Source organism: Gordonia sp. YY1, assembly GCF_009872315.1.
GTDB classification, from domain to species: domain Bacteria; phylum Actinomycetota; class Actinomycetes; order Mycobacteriales; family Mycobacteriaceae; genus Gordonia; species Gordonia amicalis.
Genome location: NZ_WXYI01000003.1, coordinates 163,899 through 176,638, shown reverse-complemented (window position 1 = coordinate 176,638; position 12,740 = coordinate 163,899). Strand labels below are relative to the sequence as shown.

At 68.2% G+C, this 12,740-nt stretch carries 11 protein-coding genes and 1 pseudogene; 4 read left to right on the top strand and 8 right to left on the bottom strand.

Going from position 1 to position 12,740, the window contains the following annotated elements:
* Positions 1–4: 4 nt before the first annotated feature.
* Positions 5–862 (top strand): ParA family protein, encoded by an 858-nt coding sequence (locus tag BPODLACK_RS06220; RefSeq protein ID WP_096274508.1) that lies wholly within the window; start codon positions 5–7, stop codon positions 860–862.
* Positions 859–1,350 carry a hypothetical protein gene (locus BPODLACK_RS06215; RefSeq protein ID WP_096274506.1) on the top strand — a complete coding sequence of 164 codons (492 nt, stop codon included), beginning with the start codon at positions 859–861 and terminating at the stop codon, positions 1,348–1,350. The genes BPODLACK_RS06220 and BPODLACK_RS06215 overlap by 4 nt, the downstream gene beginning before the upstream one ends.
* Positions 1,351–1,365: 15 nt before the next feature.
* On the opposite strand, the gene BPODLACK_RS06210 is transcribed toward BPODLACK_RS06215, so the two are convergent.
* Positions 1,366–2,763: an AIM24 family protein gene (locus tag BPODLACK_RS06210; protein WP_096274504.1), complete on the bottom strand. Its 1,398-nt coding sequence runs from the start codon at positions 2,761–2,763 to the stop codon at positions 1,366–1,368.
* Between the two features lie 124 nt (positions 2,764–2,887).
* On the opposite strand from BPODLACK_RS06210, the pseudogene BPODLACK_RS06205 reads away from it, so the two are divergent.
* Together BPODLACK_RS06205 and BPODLACK_RS23275 are read left to right on the top strand one after the other, a co-directional pair.
* Positions 2,888–3,719, top strand: a pseudogene (locus BPODLACK_RS06205) (HNH endonuclease).
* Positions 3,720–3,976: 257 nt separating this feature from the next.
* The gene (locus BPODLACK_RS23275) at positions 3,977–4,117 is read left to right on the top strand and encodes a hypothetical protein (RefSeq protein ID WP_191834497.1); all 141 of its coding nucleotides are present in this window, start codon (positions 3,977–3,979) and stop codon (positions 4,115–4,117) included.
* Between the two features lie 17 nt (positions 4,118–4,134).
* Here the strand turns inward: BPODLACK_RS23275 and BPODLACK_RS06200 are convergent, their stop codons facing one another.
* The 7 genes from BPODLACK_RS06200 to BPODLACK_RS06170 all read right to left on the bottom strand — a co-directional run bounded on the left by BPODLACK_RS06200 (position 4,135) and on the right by BPODLACK_RS06170 (position 12,706).
* Complete coding sequence (locus BPODLACK_RS06200) at positions 4,135–5,616, bottom strand: sugar transferase (protein WP_024497716.1); 1,482 nt, start codon at positions 5,614–5,616, stop codon at positions 4,135–4,137.
* Positions 5,617–5,714: 98 nt separating this feature from the next.
* On the bottom strand, positions 5,715–6,350 hold the full coding sequence (locus tag BPODLACK_RS06195) for a GAF domain-containing protein (RefSeq protein WP_035760271.1): 636 nt from the start codon (positions 6,348–6,350) through the stop codon (positions 5,715–5,717).
* A gap of 55 nt (positions 6,351–6,405) precedes the next feature.
* A complete protein-coding gene (locus BPODLACK_RS06190; RefSeq protein WP_232513011.1) occupies positions 6,406–7,599 on the bottom strand; it encodes a lipase family protein in 1,194 nt (397 codons plus the stop codon).
* 83 nt (positions 7,600–7,682) lie between these two features.
* Positions 7,683–8,936: a hypothetical protein gene (locus BPODLACK_RS06185; protein WP_159404912.1), complete on the bottom strand. Its 1,254-nt coding sequence runs from the start codon at positions 8,934–8,936 to the stop codon at positions 7,683–7,685.
* Entirely contained in the window at positions 8,923–10,029 is a 1,107-nt protein-coding gene (locus BPODLACK_RS06180; protein WP_159404985.1) for a glycosyltransferase, read from the bottom strand. Before BPODLACK_RS06180 ends, BPODLACK_RS06185 begins: the two co-directional genes overlap by 14 nt.
* Complete coding sequence (locus BPODLACK_RS06175; protein WP_006434625.1) at positions 10,019–11,494, bottom strand: hypothetical protein; 1,476 nt, start codon at positions 11,492–11,494, stop codon at positions 10,019–10,021. Before BPODLACK_RS06175 ends, BPODLACK_RS06180 begins: the two co-directional genes overlap by 11 nt.
* A gap of 114 nt (positions 11,495–11,608) precedes the next feature.
* Positions 11,609–12,706, bottom strand: coding sequence for a cellulase family glycosylhydrolase (locus BPODLACK_RS06170; RefSeq protein ID WP_040004491.1), 1,098 nt, complete (start codon positions 12,704–12,706; stop codon positions 11,609–11,611).
* Positions 12,707–12,740: the final 34 nt, after the last annotated feature.

Here is a 12,740-nt window from a genome sequence, read left to right as displayed (position 1 = left end):
CTCGATGGCGAAGGTGATCGCGACGATCAGCCTGAAAGGCGGTGTCGGCAAGACGACCGTGACCGCCGGGCTGGCCGAGTTCATGGCGGCGGAGTTCGGGCAGCGGGTCTTGCTCATCGATCTCGACTCGCAGATCAATCTGACCACCATGATGATCAGCGAGGAGCGATGGTTCGAGCTGAACACGAATGGCCGCACGCTGGCCACGTTGTTCTCCGACGCGATCAACGGTACCCAGTACTTCCGGCTGAACGACGCGATCGAACGGGGTGTCTCCCCGGTGAAGAAGGTGAATACCGTCGACCTGCTGGCGTCGTCCCTGGATCTCATCGAGGTCCAGGAGGAACTGAGTGCGCTGCGGGTGGAGGGGCGCGCTCGAGGCAACGGAACCCAGTTCCTGCGTGAAGCAATCGCACCGGTGGTCGACTTCTACGACTACGTGCTGATCGACTGCCCGCCGAACATCGGACCCGTCACGCTGAACGGTCTGGCCGCCGCGGATGCCTACATCATCCCGACGATCCCGGATGTGTTGTCCACGTACGGTATTCCCCAGATCCAGACCCGCGTGCGCAAGATCGGTGACGAGATCGGCCGGACGATCGTCGAACTCGGCGTGGTGATCACCAAGTACAAGGCGAACTCGGCCGTGCACCGGTCGACGGCCCTGCGTCTGCGTCGTGATCCCACCATCCAGCATGTGCTGCCCAGCTACATCAATGAGGCGAATTCCGTTGCGGCAGCTGCTGAGTTCACGCCCTACGGGACGCTCCGGGTCAAGTACGGCAATCAAGGACAGTTCGATCAGTTCCGTGGGCTGGCCATGGACGTGATGACCGAGGCGCAGGAGAAGATCCGATGAGTTCCGACGACACCCGCCGTCGAATGGAGTACCAGGCCGTCGGCGGGGCGCTCGCGCAGCTGGACGCCAAGAATCCGCAAGCCGCACAGCTCATCGCCGGACTGACCACGGTGATCATCGCGGAAGCCGAGCGGTCCTCCCGCTTCGCCGCCGCGCTGACCGGAGTCGTCGACGCATTGCGTCCGGCCGATGGTGTGCTCGGCGCAGCACCGGTGCCGGCGCCGCGGAAGCGTGCCGCGGCGCCGAAGAAGCGGGTGACGCGTCAACCGGGTGCGTTCGACCCGTTCGTCGTCTACCGCGAGAGCGGCGGGCAGGACCTGGCGGCGCGGCTTGGCGAGCTGACCATCGAGCAGCTCCGGGACATCATCGCCGAACAGGAACTCGACACCCGTAAGGAAACCGGCCGCAAGCGGAAGGCCGAGGTGCTGGTTGCCTGGATCGTCGAACGGGTCGAGGCGTCGGAGAACAAGGGGAGCGTCTTCCGGTAGGAGCCGCCGCCGGGCTCAGCGCCCGAGGATGCCGCCCAGCATCCCGCCGGCGCCGGAGCCCGCGGCCCCGCCGCCGCCCGTGCCGCCGATGAAGCCGCCCGGCGGCAGCTCCGACGGCTGCACGACGACGAAGCCCTGGCCGGAGAAGGCGAGGGTGAAACGTTCGCCGGTGCTGCGTCCCATCAGGGTGCCGAGGTTGAACGAGTCGTTGGACTTCACCGAGGTACGGAGACTCGACGACCAGGCGACCGCGGCCTGTGGGTCGGCGTAGGTCGCGGCGTCGACGTTGAGCACCACCGGGGTGCCGTCGGTGGTGATGGCGATGCGTCCGCGACCGGTGAACACGCAGTTGTACAGGCCCGCGTTGCTCATCGCGCCCGCCCCCTGGACGCGCTGGATGTCGTAGCGCAGGGTCGAGTCGAACGCCAGGACGTTCGCGCCGTTGATGGTCAGGCCGTCGGTGCCGTCGAGGTCGATGAGATGGACGTCCGACGCGGCGTTGGCGAGGAACAGGTCGCCGCGTCCGGTGACCTTCATCAGCGGGACACCCTCGCCGGTCATGGCCTGGCGCATCATCCGGCCCAGCCCGCCGGAGCCGAGGGCCTCGAAGTTGAGGTCACCCTGGTAGGCGACCATCGACCCGGTGCGGGCCATCACCTCACCCGAGAGACCGATACGGCACATCTTGCTGCCCTGCTTCTGGATTCCCTGGCCGCTGACCTCGGCGTGGGACGGGGCGAACAGATCGCTGTGCATGGGGACTCCCGTGGGTTGGGTGGTGGCCGGAGCCGGGGGCGGAGTGACGGGTGACGGCGCGGCCGCGGGTGGTGACTGTGGTTGCGAGGCGGGCGGCCACGGCTGGGGATCGGTCACCCGCGGTGGCCGGCCGGGCTCGGGTGGTGGTGCCGGGTCGTCCTCGACCTCGATGCCGAACGCCGAGACGAGACCCGCGAGCCCGGCGTCGTAGCCCTGACCGACGGCGCGGACCTTCCAGGTGTCGTTGCGGCGGTAGATCTCCAGGCAGACGACGGCGGCCTCGCTGGTGAGGCCCGTGGGCGCGAACGTGAGTTCCTCGCCGCCGCCGCTCAGCGTCGCGGTCAGCGCACCGGCGGTCGCGAAGGTGGACGGCCCGCTGCCGTCCAGGCTCGCGGCCACGACGACGGTCGTGATGTCGCGGGGTAGCGCGGCGGTGTCGACGGTGACGATGTCGACCGCCCCGGCGGACCGGTAGCCGACGCCCGGACCGGCCGGCTGGTTGTAGAAGATCAGGTCGGCGTCGGAGCGGACGCGACCGGCATCGGTGAGCAGGATCGCCGAGGTGTTGACCGGCGATGCCGAACGCACCGAGACCGTCACAGCCGACGACGGCAACGGGCGGTTCTCTCCGGCGGACAGGGTGAGCACGTCGTCCATTGTGCCAAGTCGGACGCGCGAGGGAACTGCCTGTATACCGACTGACGTCACCTGTGGGCCGTCCCGCGGCGTTCCAGGACCCACGGCACCGTGAGTTACGCGGTGTGCGTCAGTGAAGGGGCCAGTGAGTCGCGAGCTCCCGCGGATCGACACCACTTCACTCAACGTGGTCCTTGACCAACTCGTCGAGATCACCCTGCCCGCCGACGATCCCACCGGCCGTCTGACGTACGAGCAGCTGGAGTATTGGCGGTTGATCCGCAACGTGGCCGATCGCCAGATCGCCACGCACGCAGCATACCTCGACGACCTTGGCGTCGCGGAAAAGGCGGGTTCGACCACCAAGAAGCTGCTGATCGAGATGGGGTTCCCGCCCGCAGCGGCTACTCGCACCACTCGGATCGCCGACGCTCTCGGCACGCTGAGCAAGGTCGAGGCCTGCGCTGCCGATGGTCGTCTCTCGGGTGAAGTCGTCGATGCCATCGTCCGGGGCATCGCGGTGATCGAGAGACGTTCATCTGCAGCGCTTTCCGACGGCGACCGGACGATCTACGAAATCGAACTCCTCACCCAAGCCTTGTCGGGTGCCACGCCCACCGAGATTCACAGACGGCGAGACCGTGCCCTTGGCCATGGGCCGCGAACGACGACTGTTCCCGGCACGCCTGCGCAAGGCGATCATCCTGCGCGACGAGACCTGCATCAAATGCGGTGCGCCGCCGTCACATACGCAGGTCCATCACATCCAGCACTGGTCCGACGACGGTGATACCGACCTCGACAACGGGTGCCTGCTCTGTCAACGCTGCCACACCCAGGTCCACCACAACGGCTGGGACATCATGCTGGGCTTCCTCCGCCACCCGTGGCTCATCCCGCCCGCCGACGTCGATCCGCAACGGCGCGCCCTACCCGCCTACAAGCGGCGCACCATGCGACTCGACGACGCCGCCTGACTTTCGCGCAGCCGGCTTCGATACGGCTCGTCGCAAGCTCCTCGCGTACTCAACCAGCAGCGGGGTCCGCCACATGTCGGGACCGCATCTGTTCCTTGACAACTCCACAGTGTGAAGGCGCCGGAAAATCAGTGGCGCTCGTGGGCGGTGACGCCGCACCATGTTCACCGACAGTGCGTCCACGGCGATGTCCGTGGTGATTCGACGCTGCCGCAACGCAGTTCGCGTCTGTGGTGGCCGGCGGTGAGGAGGTCGTCATGACCGTGGTTCTACTGGCGATCGTGGGCGGCCTCATCCTGCTCGCGATCATCATCCGCACGGTTCTCGTCGTCGCCGGCGACGGTCGTCGGCGGGTGAGGTACCAGGACGCGTACGACACCCGGCGTCCGAGCCTCTGAGTATCAGCTGCCGGCCATCATTCGGCGCGCTTGAGTACTGCGAGGACCGTCAGCAGCAGGATCTTGACGTCGAGCCACAGCGACCAGTTCTCGATGTAGTAGTTGTCCCATTCGGCGCGGTCGGCGATCGAGGTCTGACCGCGGAGACCGTGCACCTGGGCCCAGCCGGTCACGCCGGCCTTGACCCGGTGCCGTTCGCCGTAGCGGCGGATCTGCACCTCGAACAGGGACACGAACTCGGGGCGTTCCGGGCGGGGCCCGACAAGACTCATCTCTCCGCGCACGACGTTGAGCAGCTGTGGCAACTCGTCCATCGACGTCGAACGCATGATCTTGCCGATCCTGGTGCGCCGGTCGACGCCCTCGACGCCGCCGGGGGCGTTGCCGGCCGCGGGCCGGAACTTCTCGGCCGTCGGGTCCTCGGGTCGCATCGAACGGAACTTGAGACAGTCGAAGACCCGGCCGTCGCGGCCCACACGCGGCTGGGCGAAGAAGATCGGGCCGGGGGAACTCAGGCGCACCAGCAACATGAGTGTCAGGAACACGGGCGAGATCGCGGCGAGGATCAGCGCTGCAACCACACGGTCGCCGATGTGCTTCGTCCGGAACTGCCATCCCTGCGGATTGGTGTGAGGAACCGACATCAACGGGAGGCCACCGATGTGGTCGACGCGGCTGCGTCGGCCGATGACGTCGAACATGCGGGGAACGATCCACACCTTGACCCCGTGCCGGTGTGCGATGCGGACCGACGCGGTCAATCGCTCGACGTTCGTGACCGCGAAGGCGACCACGAGGATTTCGGCATTCGTCGCCCGGATCGCCTGGTCGAGGTCGTCGACACCCCCGAGCTGAGGAACCCGGGACGCGCGTTCGTCCCGGTCACGCGGCGGTGCCCCGGCGGCCAGGACACCGACCGGCTTGAGGCCGTGCTCCGGCGCTGCGACCATGCGCCCGACCACCTGCTCGGTGACCGGTCCATCGCCGATGATCAGGGTCGGTGCCATCAGGTGTCCGTGGCGGCGGAGGTTGCGCTGAACGAGATCCCGGACCAGCCGCCCGAACGGGACCCAGAACAACGCGGAGATCCAGAGCTTCGTCGTGGCCGCGCCCGGACGTTCGTCGAGGCCGGCCAGGAGCATCAGCGACAGCAGGACCATCGCCGCGACGGTGCAACCGGTCATGACCTTGCCGACCTCGTCCAGGAATCGGCGATTGAGTCCGCGCCGGTAGATCTTTCGTAACCCGAAGACGCCCACGAGGGCGACCGGGTACAGCGCAATGGTCCAGAGTGGGGGATAGTCGGACTGGCGAAGGACGATCCACCAGATGGCGACAGCTGTGGCGATCGCCGAGGTCACGACGTCGATGGAAACCGTGATGGCGGTACTGAGCGGATCATCGCGCACCAGGTCGCCGAGTGAGCGCCGAGAATCAGGGGAGTCGGCAGGCCTGCCCGACCTGGGCAGCGCCTCGACCTCCGAGGTATGGGTAGCCAAGTCCACTCCATCGATGAACGGCCCCCCGGTCACCGCCAATTGTAAAGGTGGCTAACGGAAACATGCGACTCGGCCTCACATTTGCCGGCGAGTCGCGCTCAGTCGCGGAACACGGCTTCCCTCACCACCACCGACAGATCGGTGAGCAGGGCGATGTCGGTCGACGACCAGTGGTGCGGTTCGGTATCCCAGACGCAGAAGGTACCGATGACGTGTCCGTCGCCCGCGTGCAGCGGAATGCCGAGGTAGGAGGCCACCTCGCCGTTGCGTGCGGTCGAGTGCTCGGACAGGACCGGATGGTCGGCGATGTCGTCGATCACCAGCATTGCGTCACTCACAACGGGGTAGACGCACAGAGAGTCCAGCAGCGGCCGCGTACCCTTGTGCCCCGGCTTTCCGGACTGCCAGGCGATCGACGCGTTGGTCTGTCCTTCGGCGGTGACCACGTTGAGTGCCGCGTAGGCGACGCCAAGCGCATTGATCGTCAGGCTGATCGCGTCATCGACGGCCGGATGTGGCTGACCGGAGAGAAGCCCCGATTCCTCGATGGCTCGCACGCGGGCCGGGTCGGACAGCAGTTCGCGTAATGCCGCCGCGGTCTTCTCATCTGCCCCTCGAACCGCGTCGAAGATGGCCGACATGGTCGAGTCGCCCGGGACGCCCAGTACCGACGACAGTCGATCTGCGGACGCGTCCGCTTCGCGGTCGTCCGCCTCGTTCGGGTTGGTGTTCATGAGAGGTCTCCACTTCGCGAGCCACACCGCGCTTGCCCCGACGGCGGGTGGTGGGTCATCGACAGTCGTTCCGGACGGGATCCCCGTTCGACACGGCCTTCACCCAGTCTGCTGTTTTCGAGCCGACGTCGAGTATGCCGTGCGATTGCCCCCTGACGATCACCGTGTTGATCACATCACCTCGAGCGCAGGCCTGCTCTATCGCGCCCGCGGTCCACGACGGACGGATCACCTTGTCCTCGGAGCTGTAGGAGATCAGCATCGGAGCGCTCGCCCGACCCTGCGGCAGACTCGCCTCACCCAGCCACCCCCGCAGTCGTTCGGTGGCAGCGGCGTCGATCGGACGGTAGTCGGGGGGTTCCGTGATCTCGACGATGTCCTGTTTCTGCACCCGCGCGGCGTCGTTGCATTCGAGGAAGACCCGGAACGTGTCGCGGATGGGACCGCGGAGGTAGTCGTCGATGTTCAGTTCCGGGTGGACCGTCTTCAGTCCCGTCAGGATGACCGGAAGGAACGCGATCTGATCCGGTGTCAGCGTGCCGGCCGCCATGGAGTCGGCGAGGGGCCGGATGTCGAGTGCCGGACTCATGCTGACCGTCCCCATCAGGTTCAGTCCGTCGCCATAGGAATCGGCGATCTCGTTCGCCCGGAACACCGCGTGCGCACCTTGGGACACACCGAATCCCCACCAGTCGTCGGTGGTGTCGTGGACGATCGAGCGCACTGCGCGCACCGAGTCGATGATGTTGCGTGCGGCAACCGTGGGTTCGAGGTAGGCGTGATCACCCGGGGTGCCCAGACCCTGGTAGTCGGTCTGCACGACCACGAATCCCTGCTCGAGGAGGGTGGCGACGAGATCGACGGTGCCGAGCAGGTTGCCGTAGAACGACGGTGCGCAGTTGTTCGCGACGCCGGTCGTCGGGTGACCGAGCGCGATGACGGGCCAGCCGCCGGCGGGGGCCGTTCCACGGGGCACGAATGCGGCCGCCGACACAGGCACCAATTCGCCGGTGACGGGATGCTCCGAGCGATACCGGAAACGCAGCGCGCGCTCGGCGATCTTGGCCAGTGAGCGGTACTCGCTGGTGTCGGAGGCCGTGCCGATGACGTCGCCGGGCGATGCCCCCTCCGGCACCGTGCTCCCGGACGGGCCGGACTCGGAGGAGCCATCGGTGGCGCAGGACGTCCCGGTGAGGGCGACCAGCAGGGTCGTGAGGAACAGGACGGTCGAGATGATTCCCGAGCGCAACGGTGAGGATGTTCCCGAGCGCAGGGGTGAGGATCTTCCCGAGCGGAGCGATCGTGGGCCACGGAACCTGGGGCCGGGTGCACTCATGATCGGGTGAGGAGCCGTTCGAAAAGCGACACCGGATCGTCGCAGAGGTGCTGCTGGGCGGCTTCGATCAGGGCGGGGTCGATGAAGGCGCGGTAGAAGGTGGTGGTGAGAGAGCGGACCCCGCCGATCTCGCTGACGAAGGTGGTCGCCGCATCCGGACCGTCCGGTTCGAGGGAGGCATAGAGGTGGTGCGACGGCGCGGTCGGGTCCCAGTCGACGTCGTCGAACATGTCGATCCGCCCCATGTCGCTGACCGAGAGACGCAGTCGGTCGGGCACCTGGACGTCGTCGGATGCCCCCGGCTCGATCCCGGCCCCCGACTTGTGTAGCAGGCCGCGGAGTTCCGCCGAGGCCAGGATGGCGGCCGGCCACCCGGAACCGGCGACCGCGCGGATGCGGTCGCCGACCTCGGGCGGCGTCGCCCCGTCAGGGACTCGGATCGGGATGCCGACGGCGAGGTTGCCGTGATCCGCGGCGTGCGTGGGGTCGAGGTAGCGCCGGCAGTCGAACAGCACTTGCGTGCGATCGTCGATCGAGACGCCCTGCGCGGTGACGGCCGCACGCCACAGTGCAACGGTCACGGCGGCCGAGGACGCCTTCATCCCGCTGTCGGCGACCGCGGCGCGTAGTGCGCGTGCCCGGTCGGCGGGCATCGAGGTGGCCACGACGTGGCGCGTGGTGCGCCAGTCCGACAGCGAACGGGTGGGGCCCGCCGGAGCGCCGGCCGCGTTCGCCGCGCGCAGGCGGGCGATCTCGCGCAGCCGTCCGGGGTTGCGCAACAGGTGCCTGCGGGCGGCGTGCCACGCCGAGTTCGCCGGCAGTGACCGTTCCAGGTTGGCTGCCATCGCGGCCTCGTCGCGGCCGGCCAGCCCGGCGAACTGCTCCAGACCGACCCGGCCGTCGCCGATCCCGTGGCTGTGTTCGAGAACGAGCCAACTCCCGCACAGCAGATACTCGGGGCGTCCCGCCGGTACCGGAGCGTTCCGCAGCCGTGTCAGGATCTCGCCGGGGGACAGCTCGGCCAGATCGGGCCGCACCGAGATGGGGATCGGCGAGACGTCGTGGGCCCACGTCTTCGACGCCGGGTCGGGGACGACGGTGAGGCGCGAGGTCGGGGTCAGCGCGGGTGCGAGGCGCTCGCGGATGCGGTCGGCGTCGAGTGAGGCCAGTGGACCGGTCATCGCGATCGTGCGAGACGTCGCGAGGGCGCGATCGAGGACCGTCGAACGCGTCGTGTCAGATTGCGGCACCGACGACCTCCCGCATCTCGGCGCGGAAGCGTTCCCGGCGGAATCGTTCGGCCCACGCCCGTATCTCGGTGCGGTCGTAATCGGCGACGGCGAAGTCGCGCATGGCTGCGGCGAACCGGTCGACGATGTCGTCGTCGGAGCCGGGTTCGACGAGGAGTCCGGTCGACCCGGGGACGACGGTGTCCAGCGCCCCGCCCTCGCCGAGAGCGATGACCGGCGTGCCCGTGGCCATGGCCTCGACCGGCACGATCCCGAAATCCTCGATGCCGGGCATCAGGACGGCACGCGCGCTGCGGTGCAGGCTCAGGAGCGTCTCGTGGGGAACCCGCCCGAGGAAGGTGGTCTTCGGGCCGGCCAGTTCACGGCACTGCTGCATGGCGCGGCCGTCTCCGGCGACCACCAGCCGGACATCGGCTTTCGCGGCAGCGGCGATGGCGAGGTCGGGACGTTTGTAGGGCACCAGGCGCCCGGCGAGGAGGTAGAAGTCCTCGCGTTCCACTGCCGGATCGGGGGTGAATCCATCGAGGTCGACGGGTGGGTGGACGACGATCGCGTCGCGGTCCCAGTGTTCGCGGATACGTGCCGCCACGGCCGTGGAATTCGCGACCACGGTGTGGAGTTCCGGTGCGGCTGCGACCTCACATCGGCGCGCGACGACCGACAGGGCCGACAGTATCGCGGCACCGGCAGCTCCGCCGCCTTCGCCTGCGCGCAGCGACGGGTCCCAGGCCCACCGGGCGGGACTGTGAACGTAGGCGATGACGGGTGCGTCGGTGGCGAACACCGACTGTGTCGCGAACGCGTGGTGGCTGGCCACGATCGCCGATGCGTCCCGGAGATGCATGTGGCGGAAAGCCCACGGCATCAGGGGAAGCAACGGGGCGTAACTGCGTTCGTGGAGCAACCGGTAGGCGCGGTTGAGTGGCGTGGTGATCGGGGGATCGGTCAGACCCGCCGGGATCCCTTCGGCGCGGGCGATGGGTGCGTGGACCTCGACCTCGCGCCACGTCGCGGCGAGCTGCTCGACGACGTGTTCGGATCCGGCGATCTCGGTGAGCCGTTCGTGGACGACGGCGATGCGATCACCGGGCATGGTCACCCATGTCCCACGTGGTGCCGTTCCGGTTCGGGGAGAACGGCTCCTGAGGACGAGGGTCCCGCGGGGACGCGTCCAGCGGGGACACGCGGAACCGGTCGGAGTCGAACGGCCGACCGTGCGAGTGCCGGTGGGCCGGCGTGCGTGGCGGGTGGGACGGCACCGCCGTCGTGGCCACGTCGCCGCTGGGGAAGGGATCGACGTGGGCTCGCGGTGTGTGGACATCGACACCGGGACCCGGTGGTGGACCGTCGTCGGCCAGAGTGTCGTCGGCTCCGACGGGAGGACGTCGCAGTACGACGAGGTGACGGTTGATGCCGATCTCGGCGAACTGGGCGAGCGCCCGCTCGGCGAGTGACCGGTCGGTGCCGGCGGTCGAGATGGTGACCACTGCGAGCGCGAGGTCACCCGGATCGACACGCTGCCACCACGGTTCGGTGAGCGGGAGCCGTTCGAGACGCATCGGATGTCCCGCGGCGTCGTCGGCGGGCGGGGCGGTCCGGTCGACGAGGCCGTCCGCATCCACACCGGAGCCGGTCAGGATGAGCGCGACCTGTGCGCGTCGGTGTCGTTGGGCGAGCGCGGGCAGCACGGTGTCCGGCAGTCCTGGGCCGGCAGTGGCGTCGTCGTAGGAGAGCTGCGCCCCGTACTTGTGGGCGATTCTCCTCGCCCAGATGGGATTCGGTGTCCGCCCGGCTCTGCCCCGGATCAGTACGAGCAGTTCGGCGGCGAGGATGGTTGCGGCGATGGCGGCCACGGCACCTTCCTGCGTCGGATTCGGGGCGATCGGTTTCGCGCCCGCCGAGGGGGCGGCGAGGATCGCGAGGCTGTCGGTCGAGGAGTTCTGCAGGCGGGTCAGTTGTGAGTTGAGGTCCGCCAGGGTGGCATTGGACTCCGCTTTGGAGTCGCCCCGATCGGGCAGCGCGCGGTTTCGTGCCCGCTCGGCGGTGATCTGGGCGCGAAGCTGGTCGACGACCCGGCTGATGTCGCGGGCGTGGTTGGAGATCGCAGCCGCCGAGATCGCGGTCACCATGGCGCGTGCCACGTTCTCGGCCTGTTCGGATGAGGGTGCCGTCGCGGTGAACAGCAGCAGCGAGGGCGTCGTACCCGGTCCGGTGGTGACGTGCTCGCGGAGTTCGGTGGTGTCCCAACCGGTGTCGACCTGGGTCAGGACCTGCTGGAGCACGTTCTCGTCGGTCGAGAGCGCGATGAACGGGGCACGCATCTGCTCGATGTAGGCGTCCCCCGGGATGATGTCGCCGGACGGGGTGATCTCGGCGACCACGGTCGCCGAGTACTCCTTGGGTACGAGCGCGGTGCGCAGACCGAACACGCACGCGCCGACGAGCAGGCCGATCAGAATGGCGGGCAGGGCGACACGGGCGAGATCGCGGAAATGCCCGAAGAGATCGACCGACGGTGGCGCGTCGCGGCGTCCGGCGGAGTCCAGACTGGAGGTCACACATCTCTCCTGTGGTGTTGGGTGCCCCCCGGCGGTCGCCGCCCGATGATCTTGCCGTCGGTCGACTTTCGGTTCACTTTAGCTAACGACCTGCCCTCACGTGTGACGTGACGTCTAGCGCGAGTCCAGAAAGGTGTACGCGTGCTTGGGCGACCAGTCGCGGCGCACCAGGCCGAAGTTGTGTTCCAGGTTGTTCGGGTCGGTCCCCGCGTCGCGCAGGGAGTAGACGAACAGCGGTCCGAGCCACGACGCATCGTTCTGCGCGCCGATCGCGATCTGGATGCTCTGGGCCTGGATCTCCTCGGACACCGCGTTGGTCCCGCTGCCGGTGGGGGCGCCGAACTCGGTCATCCAGATCTTCTTGTCGCCGTCCCCCGCCGCGACCATCACGTCGCGCATGTCCCACATCCGTGCGGCCGTGCTCCACGATGCCGCGGCCGGATCATTGGGGAGCGCCGGATAGGTGTAGGGGTGCACACTCAGCGCGTCGAAGGATCGGTTGAATCCGCCCTGATAGAGGTTGCGGACGAAGGTCAGCGGTGCGATGTCGCGACCGTTGTCGGTCCCGGGGGCGAGACCGCCCGAGATCACCGCCGCCTCGGGGACGGCCCGCTTGATGGCGGTGTAGGACGCCGCGAGGAGTCGCCCGTACTCGGTGGTGTTGGACCGGGGCAGCCAGTAGTTGGCGAGGTTGGGCTCGTTCCAGATCTCCCACACCGCGATCGACTGTGAGTAGCGCTGGGCGGCCGCCGCGGCGAAGGAAGCGAACAGGTTGGGGTCGGCGGGCCGGTAGTGGGAGTTGCGCGGGAAGTCGAGCGGCCGTGCGGCCCAGAGCGGGGTGTAGGTGGCCAGACCGACCGGACACATGCCGTGGGCGACGACGGCATTCACCACTCGGTCGATGGGCGCCCAGTTGCGCTGGCCGCGACGGGGTTCGACGACCGACCAGTCCACGTCGATCCGAACCGCCCACATGTCGAGCTCCTTGGCGAGCGACAGTTCCCGGTTCAGGTCGGCGTCCGACGCGGCGAGTATCGAGGCTCCGGGCGAGGCCGCCACCTTGTGGCTGCCGCTCGACAACGCACAGGTGGTCGGCGCCGAGTGGGCGTCGCTGCGCACCCACACGATGCCGGCGAGGGTCGCGAGCAGGACGCAGGTGAACGCCAGCACTGACCGGGAGGTCTTCCGTCGGCGGGAGAGGGACTGGTTCATGGGCAGCCTATCTAGGAAGGAGTGCAGTGCGCGC